This window comes from Sphingobacterium sp. 2149 (assembly GCF_031455655.1).
Lineage (GTDB): Bacteria > Bacteroidota > Bacteroidia > Sphingobacteriales > Sphingobacteriaceae > Sphingobacterium.
Window position 1 is genome coordinate 184,186 of the sequence record NZ_JAVDTD010000012.1, and the last position, 24,072, is coordinate 208,257.

16 protein-coding genes are annotated in these 24,072 nt (G+C 40.9%); 11 read left to right on the forward strand and 5 right to left on the reverse strand.

The window, feature by feature from the left end; genetic code table 11:
• Nucleotides 1–9: 9 nt before the first annotated feature.
• The 4 genes from J2X77_RS18140 to J2X77_RS18155 form a co-directional block, all read right to left on the reverse strand.
• Nucleotides 10–3,069 (reverse strand): SusC/RagA family TonB-linked outer membrane protein, encoded by a 3,060-nt coding sequence (locus tag J2X77_RS18140; RefSeq protein WP_310081899.1) that lies wholly within the window; start codon nucleotides 3,067–3,069, stop codon nucleotides 10–12.
• Between the two features lie 391 nt (nucleotides 3,070–3,460).
• Nucleotides 3,461–4,384: an EamA family transporter gene (locus J2X77_RS18145; protein ID WP_293938050.1), complete on the reverse strand. Its 924-nt coding sequence runs from the start codon at nucleotides 4,382–4,384 to the stop codon at nucleotides 3,461–3,463.
• 3 nt (nucleotides 4,385–4,387) lie between these two features.
• On the reverse strand, nucleotides 4,388–4,774 hold the full coding sequence (locus tag J2X77_RS18150; protein WP_293938052.1) for a RidA family protein: 387 nt from the start codon (nucleotides 4,772–4,774) through the stop codon (nucleotides 4,388–4,390).
• Between the two features lie 12 nt (nucleotides 4,775–4,786).
• Nucleotides 4,787–4,918 carry a DUF6728 family protein gene (locus tag J2X77_RS18155; protein WP_293938054.1) on the reverse strand — a complete coding sequence of 44 codons (132 nt, stop codon included), beginning with the start codon at nucleotides 4,916–4,918 and terminating at the stop codon, nucleotides 4,787–4,789.
• A gap of 145 nt (nucleotides 4,919–5,063) precedes the next feature.
• On the opposite strand from J2X77_RS18155, the gene nagA reads away from it, so the two are divergent.
• From nagA to J2X77_RS18170, 3 genes are all read left to right on the forward strand, one after another.
• Complete coding sequence (gene nagA / locus J2X77_RS18160) at nucleotides 5,064–6,170, forward strand: N-acetylglucosamine-6-phosphate deacetylase (RefSeq protein ID WP_310081903.1); 1,107 nt, start codon at nucleotides 5,064–5,066, stop codon at nucleotides 6,168–6,170.
• Between the two features lie 94 nt (nucleotides 6,171–6,264).
• Complete coding sequence (locus J2X77_RS18165) at nucleotides 6,265–7,890, forward strand: glycoside hydrolase family 10 protein (protein WP_209578494.1); 1,626 nt, start codon at nucleotides 6,265–6,267, stop codon at nucleotides 7,888–7,890.
• A gap of 139 nt (nucleotides 7,891–8,029) precedes the next feature.
• The gene (locus tag J2X77_RS18170; RefSeq protein WP_293938058.1) at nucleotides 8,030–8,584 is read left to right on the forward strand and encodes an acyl-CoA thioesterase; all 555 of its coding nucleotides are present in this window, start codon (nucleotides 8,030–8,032) and stop codon (nucleotides 8,582–8,584) included.
• A gap of 18 nt (nucleotides 8,585–8,602) precedes the next feature.
• Here the strand turns inward: J2X77_RS18170 and J2X77_RS18175 are convergent, their stop codons facing one another.
• Nucleotides 8,603–9,250: a DUF6266 family protein gene (locus tag J2X77_RS18175; protein WP_209578496.1), complete on the reverse strand. Its 648-nt coding sequence runs from the start codon at nucleotides 9,248–9,250 to the stop codon at nucleotides 8,603–8,605.
• Between the two features lie 610 nt (nucleotides 9,251–9,860).
• On the opposite strand from J2X77_RS18175, the gene J2X77_RS18180 reads away from it, so the two are divergent.
• The 8 genes from J2X77_RS18180 (at nucleotide 9,861) to J2X77_RS18215 (ending at nucleotide 24,072) form a co-directional block, all read left to right on the forward strand.
• Nucleotides 9,861–12,947, forward strand: coding sequence for a SusC/RagA family TonB-linked outer membrane protein (locus J2X77_RS18180; protein WP_310081905.1), 3,087 nt, complete (start codon nucleotides 9,861–9,863; stop codon nucleotides 12,945–12,947).
• Nucleotides 12,948–12,950: 3 nt separating this feature from the next.
• A complete protein-coding gene (locus tag J2X77_RS18185) occupies nucleotides 12,951–14,588 on the forward strand; it encodes a SusD/RagB family nutrient-binding outer membrane lipoprotein (protein ID WP_209578500.1) in 1,638 nt (545 codons plus the stop codon).
• A gap of 101 nt (nucleotides 14,589–14,689) precedes the next feature.
• Nucleotides 14,690–15,337: an N-acetylmuramoyl-L-alanine amidase gene (locus J2X77_RS18190; protein WP_209578501.1), complete on the forward strand. Its 648-nt coding sequence runs from the start codon at nucleotides 14,690–14,692 to the stop codon at nucleotides 15,335–15,337.
• A 398-nt stretch (nucleotides 15,338–15,735) separates the two neighbouring features.
• Complete coding sequence (locus J2X77_RS18195) at nucleotides 15,736–18,813, forward strand: SusC/RagA family TonB-linked outer membrane protein (protein WP_209578502.1); 3,078 nt, start codon at nucleotides 15,736–15,738, stop codon at nucleotides 18,811–18,813.
• 4 nt (nucleotides 18,814–18,817) lie between these two features.
• A complete protein-coding gene (locus J2X77_RS18200) occupies nucleotides 18,818–20,398 on the forward strand; it encodes a SusD/RagB family nutrient-binding outer membrane lipoprotein (protein ID WP_209578503.1) in 1,581 nt (526 codons plus the stop codon).
• Nucleotides 20,399–20,416: 18 nt separating this feature from the next.
• On the forward strand, nucleotides 20,417–21,220 hold the full coding sequence (locus J2X77_RS18205; protein ID WP_209578504.1) for a DUF4397 domain-containing protein: 804 nt from the start codon (nucleotides 20,417–20,419) through the stop codon (nucleotides 21,218–21,220).
• Between the two features lie 2 nt (nucleotides 21,221–21,222).
• The gene (locus J2X77_RS18210; RefSeq protein WP_209578505.1) at nucleotides 21,223–22,224 is read left to right on the forward strand and encodes a phosphodiester glycosidase family protein; all 1,002 of its coding nucleotides are present in this window, start codon (nucleotides 21,223–21,225) and stop codon (nucleotides 22,222–22,224) included.
• Nucleotides 22,225–22,830: 606 nt separating this feature from the next.
• Nucleotides 22,831–24,072 carry a DUF1343 domain-containing protein gene (locus J2X77_RS18215; protein WP_310081911.1) on the forward strand — a complete coding sequence of 414 codons (1,242 nt, stop codon included), beginning with the start codon at nucleotides 22,831–22,833 and terminating at the stop codon, nucleotides 24,070–24,072.

Sequence of the window (24,072 nt, forward strand, 5' to 3'; positions counted from 1 at the left end):
GTTGATCGTTTAGAAAGTTGCATTTAGTGTAAGTCCGTAATTGCGGGTTGCAGGCATCATAAAGATATCTACACCACTCAGCGAATTGCCTGTTGACATCGTTACTTCAGGATCAAATGGAGCCTTTTTAGAAATGTAGAATAGGTTTCTTCCTACAGCATTGACGCGCAATTTTTTGAAGAAACTGTCTTTAATATTGAAGTCATAGCCGAAAGTCAATTCACGCAGTCTCACGACCGTTCCATCGTAAATGTATTGGCTACTGACGGGACCTATACCTCCTGTTGATGTGTACCATTTCTCTGCGTCGACGACAGCAACAGGAGTTCCATTCGGTGTAACACCGTTTACGGCAACGCCACCATTTGCACGAGCGGCTCCACTTGCTTCTGATACGCCATAACCATCCATGACAGACTGAGTAATAGACATAACATCGTAATTAAATTTGCCGTCAATCAAGAAACTTAAATTGAAGTTTTTATAATTGAAACTGTTATTCCAGCCCATTTGCCAAATTGGATTCGAATTTCCTAGCTTTGTATAAGCGTTGGTTTTTTGAGGAATACCATCTTCTGAAATAATAATCCTTCCTTCAGCATCCCGTACAAAATCCTGTCCATAGATATCGCCAAAAGAACCGCCTACCTCAAGTTTGGAAGCAAAGTTGTTTTGATTTTCACCAGTTAAACTAAACTCAGGAACAGCATCAGCTAGTTTTTTTATCTTGTTTTTATTGTAGGTGAAGTTGATACTTGTTGTCCATTTGAAATCATCATTTCTAATTGCATCTAATGATACCAATGCTTCAACTCCTTGATTTTGGATGTCACCGGCATTAATCGCATATTGTTGATTTAACGAAGCTTGGCTCGCAGCGACTTTGAAGAACTGGTTGGTTGTGTTTGTTTTGTAGTACGTAACATCCACATTCAAACGATTGTTCCACATGCGCCATTCCGTTCCAATTTCAAAAGATTTCGTTTTTTCGGGCTTTAATGTTTTCAAGAACGCAATGTCATTTACTGTCAATACAGCGTATGGATTCACCGTGTTTGTTAATAAACTCGTGTAAGGAGGCAAATCATTGCCCACTACTGCATACGAACCACGAATCTTGGCCATATTGACAAACTCAGGTAAGTTTAATTTGTCATTCAATACAATACCCAAGCCTGCAGATGGGTAGAAGAAAGACTTTGTACCTGTGAAAGCTAATGTACTGGACCAGTCATTCCTCGCCGTCAGATCCAAATAAATCCAGTTGTCGTAGGCCAAATTTGCTGATGCAAATACCGATTGTAATTGTCTACGATTAGCCGATAATGTAGATGTGACAGGCGTTGTTGTATTTTGGATAAAGAATTGATTTGGGATTTTTAACCCGTCAATACCTGTGTTAAAATCAACACCTTCGGTTTTCCAGTCGGTGATGCTTGTTCCGACCAATCCTGTGATCTGAAACTTATCGCTGACATTAAAGTTCATGTTGGCAACGACATCACCGTATTGTTGTGTAATGGTGGTATTTGTATAATTGTAATTACCATTTACTTTTCCTAGGGGATTTGGTGTGCTCGCATAGACTTTACGGTCCCAAACCTCTGAGGTGCGATCGACGCTTCCCCTAGCCTGAATACTGATCCATGGCGCTACTTTATATTTTGCACTACCATTTAAAAGCAAACGGTTGCGGGTAGAGCTTGTTGGATTCCTGTTGACGATCCACCATGGATTTTGTTGTGTTGTGGGACTATCACTTAGGCTGAACCAGTTTTGCTCGTTCAGATTGCGGCTTGGATTGAATGTTTCGTAATTTTTATAATCCGCAATATTTAAGCTTCGAGGTAATAGGTAGGTTCCAACCAGTGGATTATAATAAAATCCTGAACTAGGGGCATTATCCAATTTTTGTGTAATATAATTGGCGCTTCCTTCAACGGTCAACTTATTATCAAAGAATGAGGCACTTTCCTTGAGATTGAAGTTGTGACGCATCAGGTCGTTTTCTGGAAGAATACCTTTTGCAAGTGTATTCGCGTAAGAAAAGTAGGTCTGATTTTTTTCGTTACCTCCGGACAATGTCAATGAATTGGTGAAGTTGCTACCTGTGCGGAAAAATTCGCCCACATTGTCGTAGTTAGCACCGTTGGTTTTGTCTCCCCAGCTAAATACACTGGTGTTACTGTTTTTACCACCCGAACCTTGACCATATTGGTTTTGGAATTTCGGTGTCGATACAGCCTGTTCGATTTGCGCACTTGAGGAGAAGTTGATTGTGGTGCGACCTTGTTTACCTGATTTTGTTGTGACCAAGATAACGCCATTGGCTGCTTGGCTACCGTACAGTGCCGCTGCAGATGCTCCTTTTAATACAGAAATGTTTTCAATATCCTCTGGATTGATCAATGAAATAGGATCGCCACCATCGCGCTGACCCCCAAAAACATTGTCTGGCTGGCTGGCTAATGTCTGGTTGTTAATAGGGACCCCATCAACAACATAAAGTACCTGATTATTGCCAGAAGCCGACTTGTTACCACGCAAAATAACCTTCGCCGAGCCACCTGGTCCTGAAGAGCTGGAAGCAATATTAACACCGGCTACTTTACCGTTTAAATTATTAGCCAAGTTGGTACTTTTGACTTTGTTCAATTCGTCCCCATTGACCTGTTGCGTAGAGTATGTTAATGATTTTTGTGCACGGCTAATACCTAGAGCGGTGACCACGACACTTTCCAACTGCTGTGTTTGTTCTTCTAAACTTACCGTTACTGTCGTTTCACCAGGTCCTAGTGTGACTGTTTTATTTTCATAACCGACAGTACTGATGTTCAATATGCGGTTTTTATCATCAACATTGATCTGAAATGCGCCTTTAACATCCGTAGAACTTGCGTTGGAAGTGCCCAGTACTTTAATTGTGGCACTTGGAATAGGAGCTTTGGTTTTAGCGTCAACAACCGTTCCCTTTATCTGGTTGGTTTGCGCATGCAATAAGGATGCTGAAAAAAGCATTGTCGGAACAATACTCAACACCCTCAAAGTAGAGTATAATTTGTTATTCATATAGTATATGTGTTATATTCAGTTTTTTATATACGTATTTTCATAACGGTGAAGTTCTAATGGAGTGGGCTAATTCCATTTAGCATTTTGGTTAGAAGAAGAGATATTGAATAATCGAGGGGCGAAATAAATGATTATTTTTTAATAGTATAAGCTATTCAATACCTAATTTATAGGAAGAAAAAGCGGTGTGATTTCCCTTAATAAGGGTCTAATTTACTATTGTTGGACAAAATTCAAAAATTTTATGCAATGGAAATGTTTTATATGAACGTTTTTTTGTTTGTAATTGATTATTAGTCAGTGTTATGTGTGGTTTGTCATTTTTTTATGTCGATACATCGAGCATCCCTTCCATAGTCAAAGAGGTGTATTTATTGGGGCGTTGTGCTTAAACTCGGGATGGTCTGTTAAAGGCCTGTTTAATGTTTGCAGCATTAAATAGGATGATAGCAATAAAGATGATTCCGTATGCGATATATTTTATTGGCTGTACAGGTTCTTGAAAGTAGGTCGCTGCCAAAGTAAATGCGATCAGCGGATTAATATACAAAAGAACACCAGTCGTGGTGGATGAAATGCCTATGAGGGCATACATGCTCAAAAAAAGAGGGATGATCGTAAACAGAGATGCGATGAGCACTATGGTGCCCCAAAACACGGGCTCTTTAGGGATGGTGTGATGATTATAGATCAGTTTGGGTATCACAAACAATGCACATATACTGAGTTGAAGAACCAATTGATTGAGCTTGTCAAAGCCTGTCGATACCCGTTGCACGATCAGATAAAACGCGTAACAGGATGCGATAGTAATCGCCCATAGGACATCATTCAATGAACCTCTTGCCAGTAGGCATACGCTGCTGAAAGCAATGAAAAGTGCAGTTTTTTGCCATCCAGTCAATTTTTCCTTGAGCATGAGATAGGCTCCTGCCGCGGTAATTAGGGGGCAGGTCAGATAGGCTAATGCGGCGGATTGAATGCTCACATGGTTGACAGCATAGATGTAAGTAAACCAGTTCCCAAAAATCAGCGCGGAGGCGAGAAGCATAAGGCCCGTTTGAATGAGCTTGTCTGCCCGTGACAGAAGCCCAAATTTGCGAATATCAGCTGCTAGCATTTTTCTCCGAAAAAGAAGCAGGTATACCCATAAGACCAACAGGGCGGTAATAATTCTAAAATAAAGAATATCTTCGGCAGGATAGCCACGTATCCACCGTACAGGTATGGACATAAATCCCCAAATAAAGGGAGCCAAAAAAGCCGCGAAAAGATATTTTCCGCGGCTTGCTGTTTCGTTGCTATTTTCCACGGATTAATCTTTCCACGCAATGACTGAAATCTCGACATTTACATGCTTCGGCAATGTTTTTACCGCAACACACTCTCGGGCTGGCTGTGCTTCTTTAAAATATTCAGCATAAACTTCATTGACTAAGGCAAAATTGTCCATATCACTTAGGAAAATGGATGCTTTGACAACGTCTTCAAAAGTATATCCAGCATTTGTCAGGATAGCTTCGATATTTTTCAGCACCTGATGCGCTTCGTCTTTTATACCAGATGCAATTAGCTCCATTGTTTCGGGAACCAGTGGGATTTGCCCAGAGATATAAAGTGTATTGCCAGCTTTAATAGCTTGGTTATATGGCCCTATAGCAGCAGGAGCTTTGTCCGTATTTAAGATTTCTTTTTTTGACATGGATTACAGTGTTTAGGAAGTAAAAAATATTTTGTAGATCAGCCCCAATAAAAAGACAATAATGGCCGTTGCATTAATAATATGCATGGCTTTTATATTCCCATTCGTCGGGCGGTCTGCATTGCGCTTTCTAAATAAGTACATGGAACTAAGTTACAACAGTAAATTAGAAAGTTAAAATGAAAAGATCAAAAACTTTGAGCGTACATTTATCGACTGTGAAACAAATCGTTTACAAGGGACAGTATATTTTCGAATTTTGGTAAATTGGTAAACGAAATAAAAATCTATGAACAAGCTAGCGTTAATTGGAGGTAAGATATATACTGGTGAGACGGTCTTTGAAGAAAAAGCATTACTGATTAATGAAGGTAAAATTGCCGCAATTGTCGATGAGCATGACGTGCCTCTGGATTACACCAGTTATCCAGTCAATGGATGCAATATTTGTGCTGGGCTGATTGACCTTCAACTGTATGGCGACGGTTCGGATCTGTATTCCGCCGAGCGTAGTGTAGCCTCTTTGGAACGCATCGCCGAGGGCTTGGTCGGTAAAGGCACGACTTCTTTTATGATGACCCTGGCGACCAATACCATACCCGTCTTTAAGGATGCCATTCGTGTGGCAGAAGGTTTTCATCATGACGCATTCTTAGGGCTGCACCTAGAAGGTCCATTCTTGAATCCTAAAAAACGAGGTGCGCATCCCGCGGATTTAATCATCGAGCCTACAAAGGAAAAGATTGATGAGCTTTTGGTGGGAGTCCAGGTTGTCAAAATGATGACCATAGCACCCGAATGTATATCAGACGATGTATTGCAGCATTTACAGGGTTATAATTTGCTGCTCAGTGCAGGGCATAGTGATGCTACATTTGAAGAAGGAACGCGCGGGTATGATCTTGGGATTCCAACAAGTACCCATCTATTTAACGCCATGTCGCCTTTGCACCATCGCGAAGTTGGGTTGGTTGGCGCGATTTTTAACCATTCGACCGCTCAGGCAAGTATTATTGTCGACGGGCATCACGTCAGCTTTGAAGCTGTGAAAATTGCGAAACGTCAGATGGGAATGCGTCTGTTTATGATTACCGATGCTGTAGCCGCTTGCGATAAAGATATCTACCAGCATGTATTGAATGATGGCTATTACTCGCTGCCGGACGGAACCATTTCGGGGGCGGCAATCTCCTTATTTGAGGGAGTGAAAAATGCGGTGCAAAAGGTGGGCATACCACTCGATGAAGCGATCCGAATGGCGACGGTGTATCCGGCAAACCTGCTAAAGCGAGCGGATATCGGAAATCTAAATGCAGGAAGCATAGCGAATGTTATTGTCTTTAATGACGATTTTCAGCTGGAACAGGTGATCTTTAAAGGCGAGTTAAAGCGCTGATCCATTTCGCAGAAGATTGGCCCATTGTCCAAGATTGACTAATATTATATGTATCTTCGTTCGTTATTTTGAAAAAACACTATTCTATAGATTGATGAAACGTTCCCTATTATTTTTAGCGACAGCACTTTTTGTTTTATCTTCTTGTTCATCCAAGAAAAATAAGAAACACGAGCCTGTCAATACCACAACGACCAATGTCGAAATTGTAAAAAAGGATCCTCCCACATTACCTAAGCGCGAACGGGTGAAAAATACAGTTGAGACAAAAGCGCAGCCAGTTGCAGAGAAAAAGAAGGACATTGTCGTCAATCTCCCAGCTTTACCCCGTGAGTTTCGTGCAGCCTGGGTGGCCTCTGTTGCCAATATCAATTGGCCGAGCAAAAATAACCTGAGTACAGCAGAGCAGCAACAGGAAGCCATCGGTATTTTAGATTTCTTGAAAAATAATAATTTTAATGCAGTAATTTTTCAGGTGCGTCCATCAGCAGATGCATTTTATAAAAGTGATCTCGAGCCTTGGTCATATTTTTTGACGGGAACAGAAGGGCAGGCACCATCCCCTTATTATGATCCCCTAGATTTTTGGGTAGAACAGGCACATAAAAGAGGGATCGAGCTTCACGTTTGGTTAAACCCTTACCGTGCACATCATACTGCTGGCGGTGCTGTTACGTCTGCTTCTATGGCACGTAAAATGCCCGAATCTGTTGTCAAACTCAAACAAGGGTATTACTGGTTTGATCCATCCAAACAATCTACCCAGGACCATGCTGCTCGCGTAGTAATGGATATTGTCAAACGTTATGATATCGATGGCGTACATTTTGACGATTACTTCTATCCTTATGCTGAATATAATGGTGGCCAGGATTTTCCTGATTTGGATAGTTACAATGAATACAAACGTAATGGTGGTACGCTTTCCCGAGGTGACTTCCGGAGAAATAGTGTAAACACCTTTATCGAGCGTATTTATAAAGATATTAAAAAGGAAAAGAATTTTGTCAAATTTGGGATCAGCCCGTTCGGCATCTGGAAACCAGGTTATCCGGCAGGGATCCAGGGATCGAGTCAGTATGATATGCTTTATGCGGATGCTAAATTATGGTTGAACAAAGGTTGGATCGACTATTTTGCTCCCCAATTGTATTGGCCGATACAACCCGCTAAGCAGAGCTATACCGCGCTGTTAAAATGGTGGGAAAGTGAAAATACCTTGGGACGCCACCTTTGGCCGGGTATCAATACAGTGGGCAGGCGCGGGACAGAATATGTTCAAGAAATTGTTAATCAAGTAGAGGCTGCACGGACACTATTGCCTGATAATCGGGAGGGTGTAATCCACTGGAGTTTGGCAGGGCTGACCAAAAACCCGGCCATGACACAGGCTTTGGTTAATGGACCCTACCAGGTGAAAGCGCTGGTGCCAACAAGTCCCTGGTTAAATGCAAATCCACTTTTGAAACCATCCTTGTTACTAACGCCGCAAGGTGGAAATATTTTTGCGAAGTGGCAGCATCAGCAAATTGATCAGGTTGCAAAATGGGTATTGTATCTCAACTATGGGGGGGTATGGCAATACGAGATTTTGGATCCTGGAGTCACGAGTAAAGAGATCCCAATGACATCGAACAACAAAAAGCTTCAGTATGTTGCGGTAAAAGCTGTCGATCGTCTGAGTAATGAAGGACCGTATGCTGCTGAGCATGTAAAATAAGTGGTTTCCAGACCATCAGGAAAGGGATATCTGTATTACGGATATCCCTTTTTTGAGAAATTAACTATCCCCACCCCTGTTTACCAAGTTGTCAATGTTTTGCTTTGAATTGTAACCGATCCGATGTACATTTATAGGTATGGAGGAAATCTATAAAACAGTAAGCGATTCTGTGATTCGGATGTCACAGCTGATGTTGCCATCCAATGCTAATTTTGGCGGTAAAATTCACGGGGGCTATATTTTGTCCTTGATGGATCAGATCGCATTTGCTGTTGCTTCCAAATTTTCAGCGCATTATTGTGTGACGGCTTCGGTTGGCAAAGTGGATTTTTTGAAGCCTATTGAAGTGGGCGAACTCGTTACCTTGATCGCTTCGGTAAATTACGTGGGCAACTCATCTATGGAAGTCGGTATTCGAGTAGAAGCGATGAACATTCAGACGGGCGAAACCAAACATTGTAATTCCTCCTACTTTACGATGGTGGCCAAAGATGAAACAGGAAGGCCAGCCCGCGTACCGAGGTTAATACTGGAGACTGAAAAAGACATATTTCGGTTCTACCGCTGTGTGGTGAAGATGGAAGTTGACAAAGAAAGAGATCGTGCCATTCACGACATGGAAACAGACTCTGCCGAGCAGCAAGCTTATATTCAGAAGCACTTTGATGTACAGATCAATCTTGCTCCGTAAAAGATTGAAGGCTCTTCACTACCATTCGACAGTACCTAGATATTTGCTGTCTGTACATTCGTCGCTTCCATCTGATTTATGGAAGAACACATAGATGTGGTAGGTGCCGATATGCTCTTGTCGTTGAAGTTTTACCGTTTGTGTTTGTTGGAGAAGCGTATTCATGCCCTCATTGGCAAATGCAAGTTCTTCTGGGCCAGATAGAATCAGTCGACAGCTGCTTGCATTGAGGCCAGAAGCTACACTTAGCTTTGTGTCATAATCCCAGAAGAGGGTGAATGTTTCTGTCTCTTTATCTATCTCAAATCTATAGGAGGTAATCGGATTAAGGATCCCTTTACTAATACGGAAGTTTTCATAGTTGATGGCATAGCCCGTTGCGGTTTTTTCTATAGCATTATTAAGATTGTAGGACATGGCGTTGCTATAAGCCTTTTTATTGGGGTTATAGTTTTTAAATCCGATCCGTAACAAATAGAGCATTGAGGAGCTAAATTTTTGGATGAGAGAAAACCGTAAACGCGACTGGATTTGATCCACAGTAGGCTTTTTTGTGCTTTTCTTTGGTAAGCCCCTTGCATAGGTTTTGTTTCCATTTGTAACAAAAACTATTGATCCTGCTTTCCCCGAAAGTGTGCCGTTGGCACCGTTTTTAATGACTGCCATAATCGATATCAATTAGTGTTTATTTTTCCCTTAAGTTAGCAAATTAATACGTATTTGTCAATATCAAGTTCGACCTTCTCTCGTTATTTTTACGTAACTAGATCGGTATTTGCTCGGTGTTTCTTCGGTTACAACCGAAGAAACACCGAACAAGTACCGAGGAAGTACCGAACAAGCACCGAAGGATCTCCGAAAATGGTATCTATTTGTTAACGTAAATTGTGGTAGACAGGGGAAGCCTGCGTAAGCGCGCTGGTATTTATTGGATGATGCATGTATTGGTGATTTTTTTATATTTATGTCTATACTTTTACCATCAAATACGGTGAAAGAGCTTCTATGGACGCTTTTAATAAAAGTTTTAGATGTTTTTAATAGATATTTTGCTTTTATTTTGCTAAGCTGTGCGGTTTTGTATCTATTTTGAGGTGTAATTTCAGCTTTTTTGCTGTTAAATTGTGCGTTAATGTGTTTGTTGTCATTTCTTTTTTAAATAATTGCGCATAAACTTGCATAAATACGATGCTTTTCATAGTATTGTGTAGCAATTGAAAAAACCGTGGACTGGAACCTCCTGTCGCGGGCAATTATTAACAACTAACTAAAAACCATGAATAAAAAATTTCTCTTATTCTGTTCAGGGGTGATGCTCTCCACTAGCTTGTGGGCGCAGACCAAAACTGTAACGGGTAAAGTGACGAATGCTTCTGATGGAGGTAACATGGCCAATGTCACCGTGAGTATCAAAGGTAAAGCTGTCAGTACACAAACAAAGCCCGATGGCAGTTTTACGATCAGTGCAGAGCCAGGTGATATTTTGATTTTTAGAGCAGTGGGTTCTCAAGAAAGGCAACAATTAGTTGGCACAAATGCAACGATCAATGTTGCACTTTCTGGTAGAGAGGAAGCTCTCGAAGAAGTTGTTGTGACGGCAATGGGAATCAAGAAGGAAAAAAAGGCGCTAGGGTATGCTGTCCAAGATATTAAATCGGATGAGTTGATGAAGAATAAAAATCCGAATGTGATCAATTCATTAAATGGCAAGATTGCTGGTGTGAATGTGACAAATTCGGGAGGAGCGCCAGGAGCATCTGCTTCCATCGTTATTCGTGGCGGTACATCCCTCGAACGGGATAATCAACCCTTATTTGTTATCGATGGTATGCCAATGGATAATTCCACTGGGCAAGGTGATAATTCCGCCTTTGATGGTAATACGAATATTTCCACCACGAATGGTAATCGTGCGTTGGATTTAAATCCGGAGGATATTGAATCTATATCGGTTTTGAAAGGGCCTGCAGCTGCGGCACTGTATGGCTTGCGGGCAGCAGCGGGTGCTATTGTCGTAACGACCAAAAAGGGGAAAGATGGGGCTACTTCGATAGGAATAAACTCACGCTTTGGTGTGAATTGGGTAAATCGCTTGCCGAAGTTACAAGATAAATTTAAGCAGGGTTCTAATTATAAAGGGAATAGGATTACTAATAATACGTATCTGTCTTGGGGAGATGCTTTTCAACCTGGAGAAACTGTTTATGATAATTTAGGGGACTTCTATCAAAATGCAACGAGTTTTGATAACTCATTCAATGTGTCAGGGGGTAATGCAAAGGGTAATTTTTATTTATCTGGCTCGAATTTAGACCAATCAGGTATTGTGCCCACCACCGATTTTAAACGTACTACTTTCCGATTTAACGGCGAACAAAAAGTTGGTATTTTTACATTTGGCGCAAACGCATCCTACTCGCATAGTACCACGCAGAAAACCTTAACCGGGTCCGGTCTTTGGGGAGGTTCGGGGTTGGGGTATATGGAATCTATTCTAGCTTTTCCGCGTAATGTGGACATGAAAAACTGGATAGATCCTAGTGGCAAACAGATTTTACTGTTACCGAACGTGGCGCTTGAAGATAATGTTGATAATCCGTATTGGACAATCCATAAAAACCCTCAAAATGACAAGACAAACCGCTTTCTAGGGAATGTATATACGAATGTAAAGATTACGGATTGGTTAGATGCGACTTACAAGTTAGGTGTTGATAATTACACCACGAATTTTAGATCTATTATAACGCCCGGCTCAGCCGTAAAGGAAGCTTGGCAAAAAGGAATGCTCTCCGAAAGTATTCGTCAATATAATTATATCAATTCCAATTTTATGTTGAATTTCCATAAACAAATTAAACAGGATTGGGATGTTAATTTCCTGCTGGGTACAACAGCAGAGGATACATATCTTCAAGCAAATTCCATGCGTGCCGAGAAATTCTCTATTCCGAATTTTGAAAGCATAAACAATGCGGATGCAAAGAATAAGTATTTCAATGAATCCATCACCAAAAAAAGATTGCTAGGTGTCTATGGGGATTTGCGTATCGGTTATAAAAACCTATTATTCCTAAGTGCTACAGGTCGTAATGATTGGTCTTCTACCTTGCCGATACAAAATCGTTCGTTCTTTTATCCTTCTTTTTCTGGGAGTTTAATCTTCACGGAACTCATGGAGAAAAGCGATATTTTGAATTATGGTAAGTTGCGAGCTTCATGGGCACAGGTCGGCAAAGATGCGCCTGCTTATCAAACAGCAACCTATTTGTTTGAGCCTCAATTGACCGTTGGAGGTGGGTTTAGAAATTATTGGACGAGGGGTAATGATCAATTGAAACCTGAGACAACGACCTCTTTTGAAGTTGGTACTGATCTGAAGTTATTCAAAAACAAGTTAGGTTTAGAATTTACGTATTATAAAAACAATTCTAAAGATCAAATCTTGCAACCTCGCGTTTCAAATGCAACAGGATATATATTAAGTTTTGTCAATACGGGCGAGATTGAAAATAAGGGAATAGAGGTGTCTATTAATACCTCTCCAATTAAAAAAGAAGATTTTAGATGGGATTTGGCCTTGAATTTCTCTCATAACAAAGGAGTGGTGAAGTCATTGCCAGCTTCTTTACCTATTTTGTATGTTACTGATGTTCAAGTGGGTAATGGAAAGGCTGCTTCTTTTGGTAATGGAAATTTTATGGGTATAAGTGGTTCAACCTGGCAGCGCGATGCTGACGGAAATTTGTTGTTGGATTGGAAAACAGGATATCCATTGACATCAACAGATGCCACTAAGCCGATAGGGAACAGAGAGCCGAGTTTTATTGGGGGGCTAAATAATACCTTCGTCTATAAAAACTGGGAGCTATCATTCTTATTTGATTTTAGAAAAGGTGGAGATATCTTAAATGGCACAGAGTATCTTTTGGCCTATAATGGCTTAAGTAAAGTGACGGAAAACAGAGGTGATAAACTTTCCTTTACGGGGATGGCGCTTAATCCGGAGACGAAAGCATATGAGATGATTACGAAGGAAGTGGTCGCAACAGAAGACTATTACAGAGATATTTATTCGCTCAATACTCCAAATTTCGTTGAAACTGTAAATTGGTTGCGTCTCCGTTCCTTAAGTCTGACGTATAGCTTGCCTCCTGACTTTTTGAAGCGTTCTAAAATATTTAAAGCGGCATCAGTCACAGCGACCGGAACAAATCTCTGGTTGTGGACAAATTATTCTGGTATGGATCCAGAGGTGAGTGCTGCTGGAGCAGGCGTGATTGGTTCTGGTTCTGTAGGTGTGGATTATGCTGGTGTACCGGCGACTGCTGGAGTAACCTTTGGTTTAAATCTAAAGTTTTAAAAAATGAAAAAGTTTATTTATATAGTAGCTGCAGCCTCAGCACTCGCTTTGGGTTCGTGTAGCAAATGGCTTGATGTAAATGAAAACCCTAATTCGGCGAATACGACTGTTCCGACAGCTGTGCAACGTTTGCCCCCTATACTGGCTCAATTTGCTGATGGGTATGAAAGTGCCGGCACAAGAGTTTCTTTTATTACACAGCAACTGGCAGTGGTAAATGCGAATAGCAATAACTGGAATTTGACAAGATGGAATCTGACCAATGCCGCTGTGGGATGGCCGTGGCAAGCCTGGTATGTCAATACTGCTGTAAATATTCAGCCGATGATCGATGCCGCTAATAAGGTGGGCGCAAATCATTATGTGGGTGTTGGTAAGATTATAAAGGCATGGGGTTTTGGATATATGGTCGACTGTTATGGAATTTTGCCTTATGATGAATTTGATAATAAAGATATTCTTACCCCTAAGTTTGATGACGGAGAATATATATATGGGAAAGTGCTGCCGCTGCTTGATGAAGCAATTTTAGATCTTAGTAAAGCACAAGATCAGTATGCACCTTCTTTGAAAGAAGGCGATACCTATAACGGTGGTGATGTACAAAAGTGGATAAAATTGGCCTATGGTCTAAAGGCGCGTTTTTTAAACCATTATAGTAAAAAGGCAAATTATAATCCGGATGAAATTCTGTCTTTATTGGCTAAGGCTCCTTCTTCAAGTATTGATGGTACTACGTATCAGTATGTGGATGAAGGTAAAGATGTCAGTGATAATTCTAAAGCTGCTCTGCAATGGGCGAATACCGGTACTACTGCAAGAATAACGAAACTATATTATGACTATATCACCAATAATTATACTGGTGCTCCGACAGGAGCGAATAATATGGTAGACCCTCGCTTGGATCTATTAGTTCCTAGTATGGATAACGGTAAAGGAGCATTGGTGCGTTCAAAAGTAGTGGATATGCAATCTTCTTTACCCGCTACAGGTCCTGTAGCGGTGACTTTCAACGAAAAAAATAATCAGTTTTCCCATGCTGATTCTGTCTATATATCCTTGCGAAGCAATACGGCAGCTTCTACTGGGCGTGTTTTGTCAACCGGAACATGGTATACGCGGAAAGGTGGAAAAGGTTTATTGTTAACCGGTGCCGAAATGAAATTTATAGAAGCAGAGATACGTTTCAAAAAGGGACAGCTTGCTCAGGCTCTCCAGGCGTATAAAGATGGAATTAAAATTCATATGGAAATACTGGGAGTAGCCAGTGGAGATCTGACAAAGTTCTTGGCGAGTACATCTGTTGTTCAGGATGCTTCCAAGCTGACGTTAAGCCAAATTATGATTCAAAAGTATATAGCGCTTTCTTACTCGCAAGAGCAATGGGCAGACTTGCGTAGAATGGATTTTTGCACAGATGCGTCTGGTAATTATAACGAGGCAATCGGTATTTATAAAGGTTTCAATCGTCCTAGTCATGTTTTTGCAAATTCTTTTCCTAATCCAACTGATTGGCCAAGGAGATTTGCAATAGCTTCTTACGAAAACAGCTATAATCTTGACCAAGTGAAAAAGGCCGATCCTGATGCAGGTTCGCCAACATATATTACTAAACCCGTATTTTGGGATAAAAAATAAGTGTATAAACGAATGTTTTTTAAGGCTTGAAGGTATATCCTTCAGGCCTTTTTCAATAGCATGATTACTGACCTAAATTTTTAATTTGTTAGATTTGTATAATGAGATCTATTCTGTTAGTTGTTAATTGCCTCGTGGCGGCGATGTTGTTCGCCCAATCTCCCAAGATCATTCAAAAACCAATTACTTGGAATCAGGAACGAATACAGCTTTCCTTGGATTATTTGAAAAATAGACATGGTCTGACCCAGTCAGCCCCGATTATTCATCCTAAAATGATTGTTGTGCACTGGACTGCAAACAATAGTGTGAAAGCAACATTCAACACTTTCAATCCGGTGAAATTGCCGGGAAGACCTGAGCTGACCAAAGCAAGTGCTTTGAATGTATCTTCCCAATTTGTCATTGATCGTGATGGCACTATTTACCAATTTTTGCCCGATTCTATCTTTGCGCGACATACAATAGGGCTCAACTATTGTGCGATCGGTATCGAGAATATCGGTAGCCGTCAGTTTCCACTAACCAATGCACAACTGAAAGCTAATGAAGAACTGATTCGCTATCTCAGCAAAAAATACCCGATAGAATTTGTTTTGGGACACCATGAATATCAGCGTTTCAAAAAAACAAGTTGGTGGAAAGAGACAGATCCAAATTATATTACAGGTAAAGACGATCCGGGCGATAAATTCATGAATGAATTGCGGTCAGAGCTGAATGATTTAAAATTAAAGAGACTACCCTAGTCTCTTTTTTTGTTTTGAGAATTTTTAATGTTATTGCCACTTGTTGCGTTTTGTTACTTAATGGTGTCGCTCATACTATTCTCGGTTTTAAGAATGAATTCCATGAAATGGCTCCAATCTGCGGCTTCTACTTTTCCGAATTGTCTTTTTTTTTGCTTTGTTATTCGTTTTTATGAGTTATGTGCTTGACTTTATGCGAACAAAATGAAAATAATAGCTTATGTTTTGCATTTTTGTGCTATATTAGAGGTGAAAAGAAGAACAAACCAATATTTTTACCTAAAAATAGCAGCTGCTTATGAACAAATAATGTGCGTATTTTGCGTTTTGTTGCCGTACTAGGTTACGGTGCAACCTATTTAAAACCGAATTGATCTAATGAATTAAAATTTAAAATTATGAAAAGGAGTTTGCTCATTTTTTTGGGTTTACTATGTTTTTGTGGTGCTGCCCTAGCACAAAAAAATATTGCCGGCAGAGTGACCAGTGCAAGTGGAGCCGGTTTGGCTGGAGTTACCGTGCGGGAGACTGGAAAAGGGGGGCAGGCAGCGACGAATAGTCAAGGTAATTACAAGATAACAGTTTCTGAAGGTGCGTCTTTGGTATTCCGATATGTGGGGTATCAATCGCAGGAAGTTGCGGTAAATGGCCGGTCAGTCATCAATGTTGTTCTCCAAGAGAATAATGCATCCCTAGATGAAGTTGTGGTAACAGCGATGGGTATTGAGCGGTCAAAAAAATCCTTGGGTTATTCTACACCGAAAGTTAGCGGAGAGGATGTTTCGGATACACAGCGGGAAGGTTTTTTTCAAGGCTTGCAAGGACGTGTACCGGGCTTGTCCATTAACAGTACGTCGGGTATGCCCGGCGCCTCGGCTCAAATCGTGCTTCGGGGTTTTGCCTCTATTTCAGGGGATAATAATGCATTGATTGTTGTCGATGGCGTGCCGATTAACAATTCGACAGTCAATGAAAATGATCTAGCAATGAATGGAGCCAATCGGGATCTGGATTATTCCAATCGGGCACTGGATATTAACCCTTCGGATATTGAAACTTATGTCGTGATGAAGGGGCCAGAGGCAACAGCATTATATGGGAGTTCGGGTGCTGGAGGTGCAATCATTATTACAACAAAGAAAGCTAAGAGTGGTAAATTTGGGGTTGATTATAGCTATTCGGGAAGAATGGAGTTTGTTAATAAATTTCCTGAACGGCAGTATACCTACATGCAAGGGTTGAATGGGAATTATGATGGTACATCCTCCTACGCATTAGGTCCAAAATACAAGGAGGAAATGCTGTTGCATAAAGATAATGTGAAAAATTTCTTTCGTCATGGATATAATCAAAAGCATAACTTAACCTTTAATGGTGGTAATGAAAATCTAAGCTATCGCTGGTCAAATGAATATAATGATAATACGGGTATCGTTCCCAATACACGTTACACGCGTTTCTCTTCGCGATTAAATTCTACTGCTAAATTTTCAAATAAATTTGAATTGAATACTTCTTTCAACTTTATCTTTTCGGACAATGATAAAGCAAGAAAAGGAACTACAGGTTATTTAATGACACTGATGCGCTTTAATCCGCTCTACGACGTCAGGAATTGGATCGATGAAAAAGGCAATCGTGTATTAAATACCAAGGATATTTATAATGAACTGGATAACCCTTTTTGGGATGTGTATCGGAACATTGCCAACGATAAAACCAACCGCACGCTGGCTTCTTCAAATTTTACCTATAAACCATTGTCCTGGCTCAGATTTGAAGGTGTTGTGGGGATAGATTATTCCAGCACAAAAGGTGAAAGCGTTTATCATCCGCAGTCCTATTCCGGCTCGGGTTCCTCCACTTCACCTACCGGTGGTAAGTATAGTACTTATCAGAATAATACGCGTATCCTGTACGGTAATGCGCGTTTTTCGGCCAATAAAACTTTTGGTGATTATTCAATCAGTGCGTTTTTAGGTGGTGAAATTCGCGATCAAAGCTCAATTACGGATTCGCAATACGGAACTAATTTTTTTGATCCGAACTTCTACAGTATCAATAATACCTATGCGTCGACGCGTCTGGCAAAAAATATCATCAACAACTACCGGTCTATCGGATTCTTTGGTCAGGCTGTATTAGGGTATAAAACTTTGCTGTATCTGACCTTATCTGGGCGTTTGGATGGGACATCACGTTTAATGCCGAATGATCCCTATTTCTCATATCCTTCGGGTTCTTTGGCCTTTAATTTTACAGATTTAAATCCAATTAAGGCAGTCTCGGATGTGATTTCAGATGGAAAAATTAGATTTTCAGCAGGTAAAACAGGTAAAGGGCCACTTCGGTCTTATTTTATCAAATCGAATTATGAGCCTCAGTACTCTACAGGCGGTGGATATGCTTATGGTTTCAATGGGGGAAATGATAAACTCGTTGCTGAAATGACGAATGAGCTTGAGGCTGGGATAGAATTTTCTTTGTTTAAAAAGTTTGTTTCTTTTGATTTTAGTTATTTCTCCAGACTGAGTGATGGTCAGATTATTTTGCCCCGACTGAGTTATGGCTCGGGCTTCGTTTTAAAAATGATGAACGGAGGTAAAGTCAAAAATGTGGGTACCGAGCTTCAGGCAATATTCAATCCGATTGTCAAGAATAATTTCAACTGGAACCTTGTGTTCAACTTTACCCAATATAAAGGCCGTGTGTTGTCGCTAGCTGAAGATTTGCCGGAACTGTATGATTCGGATACTTGGCTGCTCAGCGGGGTGCGCTCGGCTGTATTGCCTGGTTACAGTATGGGTGCTCTTTCCGGAACGCAGTTTATGCGTAATACGAAAGGCGACGTACTGATCGATCCGGCAACTGGTTTGCCGGTCGCTGGGACAGACCGCTATTACCCGATTGCCGACCGCCTGCCGAAGTTTACGCTGGGGATGGTCAACAAGTTCAATTATAAAGATTGGTACCTGACATTTTTGTGGGACTGGCGTAAAGGTGGCGATGTATTGAATGGACTGGATTATAATATGTATACGCTGGGTATGTCGACGAAAACGCTAAATAGAGAAGATCCGCGGGTGATAAGGGGTGTTTTGAAGGATGGATTGGAGAATTCGGAAAATCCTACAATCAACCATATTGCGGTAACACCATATACTTCCTCCGCTTATTATTTTACCAATATCGAGCCGGGTATGTTCGTGGAACGGAATATCTACACAATGAGACTGCGTGATATTACGTTAAGTTATCGGTTGCCAAAAAGACTGACACGGTTCTTAGGTGAAAGGTCTTCACTAAAGGCGTTTTTTACAGCTACTGACCTCGTTATGTTTACAAATTATACTGGATTGGATCCCGAAAGTAACTCGAATACAACCGGCATAGGTGGAATGGGAGGATATGGAATAGATTTTGGTAATATGGCCAGACCGAAGGGCTTCAACCTTGGCGTTAACCTACAATTATAAAATTATGAAAGCAAAAATAGTCACGGCTTTGTTGTTATTGACTTTGATAATGACAGGTTGTAAAAAATTTATGGATATCAATGATAATCCATCTTATCCACAAAATGTTAAGGCCGAGATTTTGTTGGCTCCCATTATATTTCATATGGCAAACGGTTATGCGCAGGATCAGACCATTATGAATAAGTTTAATCAGTCCATTATGGGAGCTTCTGCTGACGATGCTTCAAAAGTTTGGGAAAGGCATGGGTTTAGACTACAGAGTGATGTTGGTGGAGTGATGTGGCGAATGGTCTATTTTAACCATGGGCGGAACCTGGCTAATATGATCAGGGATGCCGTGGAAAATGAGAAATACGAGTATGCAGCAATAGGTTATGCCGTTAAGGCCTGGGGGTACCAAATGCTTACGGATTATCATGGTCCAGTGATTATGAAAGAAGCTTTGCGCGATCAGCTTAGCTTCCAATATGACGATCAAAAAGAAGTTTATGCGCAGGTGAGGGTATGGTGTGATTCTGCTTTGTATTATATGGATCAAAAAAGCCCACTCGATTATAGTGCTAATTTGAGTTCAGAAAAAGGAGACAATCTTTTTCGGGGCGATATGGGTAAATGGCGCAAGTTTGTTTATGGTATTCGCGCCCTTCAGTATATCCATTTGGTGAATAAGCCTGATTTTAAATCAAAATATGCAGATTCTGTTATTTATTACGTCAACCAGTCGTTGGCATCAAATGATGACGATGCGGCGGTTAAGTTTTTGGGCGATAAAGCCGAGACCTCAAGTGTGGTCGGGCCATTGTATGGAGTTTATACGAGTACGTACTATAGCCGTGCCGGTCAACCTATTGTAAGTTATTTATCTGGAGGGCTAAGGGGTATCGTAACGGCGCCTTCACGTGTCGCAAGTGACCCGCGCCTTTTAAGAATAATCAATAGGAATTTAGATAACGCCGCCGATACGGTCTTTTCTGGGGCTCTGCCAAATGTAACCAATTCGGCGACAATTATACCTTCGGTTCTGGGTAAGATCGTGGGAGGTGTGTATGAAGGAAAATTCATTTTTAGAGACAAAGTCGATTTTCCATTGATGACGTATGCACAACTGCAGTTGGTTAAGTCGGAGGCTCTTTTTATTAAGGGATCGCTGCCTGAGGCCTATGAAGCTTATCTGAATGCAATTCGCTCGCATATGACTTTTGTGAACAAGTATATCAATACCAATGCTGAAACTGCTATCAGTGAAGCGCAGATCAAATCATATTTGACGAGTAGTGAAATCCCGCAGACTTCGGCTGATCTGATGCTTTCCGATATTATGGGACAGAAATATATCGTACAATGGGGCTGGGGCGGATTGGAACAGTGGTGTGATCTGCGCAAGTATAATTACGACACGAATATTTTTAAGCAGTATCAGTCACTTAGCGGTTCGGGCTTGCAATATCAGGCTTACTGTTATAGGGTGCGTCCCCGTTATAACTCGGAGTATGCGTGGAATGCAAAAGAGTTGGATAAGTGGGGAGCCTTGGATCCATATTATGTCACCAAACCTACCTGGTTTGTAACAAAAGATAATTAATCCATTAAAGATTAAAGTATGAAAAGTTTGAAAATTATATTAGGTGCCTGCTTGTTTCTTTTTGGTTTTTATTCTTGTGATAAAGCCATACAGAATTTTGGCGATGTGGAATTTATGGGGGCAGACGATGCAATTGTTAAAATCAACATGGCTTCTGTTTATCCAGACGATCGTTATATGTATGTAAAGTTTGATGGCCAGCGCGTTACTCCGCTTATCCGGGGCAGAGAGCCTTTTCCAGGCGGCGGTTATAATACCCGTGGTGATTCTCGTCCGGACTTTCTGAAATGGAAATCGGGTTCTGTTAATGTGCAGGTTGGATTGCCTTATAAGACGGATAGTGGTTTGGATTCCATCATATTATACCAATCTACGGTGAAGTTTGAGGCGGGTAAGCGTTATACGCTGCATGTGACGGATACTGCAAAAAATACAAGAATGATTTTGAATGAAGAAGATTTAACGCGTCCAGATAGTACACAGGCGCGCTACCGTTTTACAAATCTAATGCCTAATGTGGAAGCTATAGATCTCTATTATGGTGCTGCCGTAACATCCTCTGAGCCAACACAGGACTCATTGGTCGCTAAAAATGTGAAGTATTTGGAGACTAGTCCGTATTTTGAGTTAAATCGTATCACAACCCGTACCTGGAAGATACGTCGGGCAGGATCGCCTATCACAAACGCTTCGGTATTAGCTTCTTATTCAAATGCCGGTGCGATTTTGGACCGAAGATCATATACTGTCTATGCGCTGGGGTACGAAGGTTTTACATCTACCATCATGAAACCTTATGTTTCATTTTTCTTAATTCGATAGTCATGAAAAATAAAAAATATAGAAATAAACTGTGTATAACTGCATCGTTTTACTTGCTCCTTTCGCTGGTGGCCTGTAAACAGCGGGATGATTATCCTGTATTTGAGCAAAAAGAGCCTGTGGTGACTACTCCGGAAGTGATACCGCCTGACAATGAGATCGGTACGCTCATAAAAAAGATTATGGACAAAACGGATATTATCTCAATTTTTAAGCTGGATTCTACGACAACCCTTGCAAATGGAATAAAGCGTACGCATGTTCGTTATGTGAATAAATTAAATCAGGCCATGAGTATGCAGATTTTAGAGGTGGATCTTTCGAAGTCTAATGTAAAGGTGGCAGCACTAAGTCCTTTCGATGATTATCTATTTACGGTGCAGACTATGGCAGATATGGCTAAATATAATGAAGGCCGTTCTGGAGGTAAAGTAATAGCAGCAATCAATGGAGATGTCGTAACCTCTTCGGCGCCGACAGGTTCGTTCATCTTTAGAAGTCGACTGTTGAAAACGACCACCACGACAGCGACATCAAATACAAGGCCCTTCTTGGGGGTGAAAAAGGACGGCTCTGTTTTTGTAGGCAATAAACCATCGGAATCATCGTCGATGGACGCATATAATTTAAATGATCTTGCGTCATTGGTGTCTGGGGGTACATGGCTGTTATATAAAGGTGCTACTGTGGCTTCGACGGCAACAACGGTACAGGCGAATACAGCCGTGGGAATCAGTGCTGATAAAAATTATTTGTATGCTGTTGTGGTGGATGGTGGTACGAATGCTTTTTCCGTTGGTATTACCTATAATGATTTAGGAAAGATTATGCAATCAATCGGAGCTTCTGATGCTTTTGTTACAAATGGTGGAGCTGCATCCGTAATGGTGCAACGCATAGAAAATGACGCGCAGACCGGCGGAGTAAGCTGGAAAGTGGTCAATAAACCGGTAGCAGCTGCAGGTGGTTCTAGTGCCAATGGTATTGGTTTTGTGGTAAAATAGTTTCTATCTAAATAGCATGCATAAGGGCTTTTGGAAGAGATATCCGAAAGCCCTTTTGCATGATATGGAATTTATGCAAGGCTCAGACGGTCGTAAATCTTGGGCGCTGAAATAGTCGATGTGTTCGTTGGCTTTTTGGGGTAAAAGATTATAGAGGCACGCAGGCGTTGCCGCCAATAGCGGCAGGGTGGTGAGGTAATAAAATAGTTGCAGTTTTTTGCTGAATGGCAATTTGGTGGTTTGATAGCCAATGTTTTAGTTGCTTTCTAATACTGATTTATGCGTGTTATGCGTGCTGTTTTAAAAATAATGTGTTTGTTACTTGTTCGTATTTTTATCCCGCGACGTCATAATGAATTTAATATTGAGATATTTCTTTAAATGGTTGTAATTCTACTGTTTAACTCATATTTTTAGTGGCTGTGCGGTGATTCATAATTGATGGCTTTATTCCATTTTTAACTTTGAGAAAAAGTGAACACTTACTTTCTTTTGCGTTTTTGTGACAAGTTTTGTTTTAAAAACGAAAACTTCTACTTACTTTTATCCTGATTTTCAATTATTCATGCATAAAACTGCATTTCTGCATGAGCTAAAAGTCTATTTATGATGAAAACTACCTTATTAAAACTTGCCTTTGTGATTTCGATTGCCGGTTTTGTCTCTTGCGGCAGTTCACTAAAGTCTGCTCAGGTCAATGCGGAAAATGGGATACGTGTAGCGGGGGCCGCGGAGAATGTGATTCTGCCAGGAGCGGACCAGCTCGATTTATATCTGCCTCAATTAAAAGGTAAGAAGGTAGGTATTATGGGGAATCAAACTTCGATTGTTGGTTCCAATAAAAAGCATGTTGTTGATGTATTGATGGAGAACAAAGTTGACTTAAAGTTTGCTTTTGCTCCTGAGCACGGTTTCCGTGGTAATGTTGAACGTGGCGAGAAGTTTGGGAATGATGTGGATCAGAAAACAGGTTTGCCTTTGTTTACATTATATGGCGGCAATAAAAAGCAGGATTCCATTGTGAATTCCATTGATGTCATGATTTTCGATCTACAAGATGTGGGTGCGCGTTTTTATACCTATATCACTTCATTGCATCGTGTCATGGAACTTTGTGCAAAACATAATAAAAAGCTGATCATTCTAGATCGCCCAAACCCAAATGGCGATCAAGTAGATGGTCCTGTCAGGCATGACGATAAATTTAAATCCGATGTGTCTTGGCATAAGATAGCTATGATTCATGGTCTGACTATTGGAGAGCTTGCACAGATGATCAATGGAGAACGTTGGTTGGAGAATGGGCGCCAGGCGGATATACAGATTGTGAAGGTGCAAAACTGGGATCACAAAACAATGTATGATTTGCCCGTAGTTCCCTCGCCAAGCTTACCCAATCCACTGTCTGTACGTTTATATCTTTCATTGTGCCTTTTCGAAGGGACTGACATTTCGGTAGGACGTGGTACAGATTGGCCTTTTCAGGTTTTAGGATATACAAATCCGGTATACGGTTCTTTTACGTTTACCCCCGGCGAACGCCATGGTATGTCGAAGCATGTGGAAGGAAAAGGGGCTACAAATTATGGTATAGACCTACGTGCTTTAGATCCAGCGAGTCAAAAATTTACCTTAAAATATCTACTGGATTTTTATCAAAAGACACCGGATAAATCCACTTTTTTTGCACGGCCTGAATTTTTTGATAAGCTCGCAGGCACAGATCAATTACGCAAGCAGATCCTTGCAGGTCAATCCGAGGCACAGATTCGTGCGTCATGGTCCGATGACCTAAAAGCGTATAAGCAAATGCGTAAAAAGTATCTGCTTTACACTGATTTTGAATAG

Bases quoted from the DNA above. Each gene is read 5' to 3' on its own strand.
- nagA (WP_310081903.1), top strand. From the start codon at position 5,064: ATGAACAAGCTAGCGTTAATTGGAGGTAAGATATATACTGGTGAGACG.
- J2X77_RS18190 (WP_209578501.1), top strand. From the start codon at position 14,690: ATGAGATCTATTCTGTTAGTTGTTAATTGCCTCGTGGCGGCGATGTTG.
- J2X77_RS18185 (WP_209578500.1), top strand. From the start codon at position 12,951: ATGAAAAAGTTTATTTATATAGTAGCTGCAGCCTCAGCACTCGCTTTG.
- J2X77_RS18205 (WP_209578504.1), top strand. From the start codon at position 20,417: ATGAAAAGTTTGAAAATTATATTAGGTGCCTGCTTGTTTCTTTTTGGT.
- J2X77_RS18175 (WP_209578496.1), bottom strand. From the start codon at position 9,250: ATGGCAGTCATTAAAAACGGTGCCAACGGCACACTTTCGGGGAAAGCA.
- J2X77_RS18200 (WP_209578503.1), top strand. From the start codon at position 18,818: ATGAAAGCAAAAATAGTCACGGCTTTGTTGTTATTGACTTTGATAATG.
- J2X77_RS18140 (WP_310081899.1), bottom strand. From the start codon at position 3,069: ATGAATAACAAATTATACTCTACTTTGAGGGTGTTGAGTATTGTTCCG.
- J2X77_RS18215 (WP_310081911.1), top strand. From the start codon at position 22,831: ATGATGAAAACTACCTTATTAAAACTTGCCTTTGTGATTTCGATTGCC.
- J2X77_RS18195 (WP_209578502.1), top strand. From the start codon at position 15,736: ATGAAAAGGAGTTTGCTCATTTTTTTGGGTTTACTATGTTTTTGTGGT.
- J2X77_RS18155 (WP_293938054.1), bottom strand. From the start codon at position 4,918: ATGTACTTATTTAGAAAGCGCAATGCAGACCGCCCGACGAATGGGAAT.
- J2X77_RS18180 (WP_310081905.1), top strand. From the start codon at position 9,861: ATGAATAAAAAATTTCTCTTATTCTGTTCAGGGGTGATGCTCTCCACT.
- J2X77_RS18210 (WP_209578505.1), top strand. From the start codon at position 21,223: ATGAAAAATAAAAAATATAGAAATAAACTGTGTATAACTGCATCGTTT.
- J2X77_RS18170 (WP_293938058.1), top strand. From the start codon at position 8,030: ATGGAGGAAATCTATAAAACAGTAAGCGATTCTGTGATTCGGATGTCA.
- J2X77_RS18150 (WP_293938052.1), bottom strand. From the start codon at position 4,774: ATGTCAAAAAAAGAAATCTTAAATACGGACAAAGCTCCTGCTGCTATA.
- J2X77_RS18165 (WP_209578494.1), top strand. From the start codon at position 6,265: ATGAAACGTTCCCTATTATTTTTAGCGACAGCACTTTTTGTTTTATCT.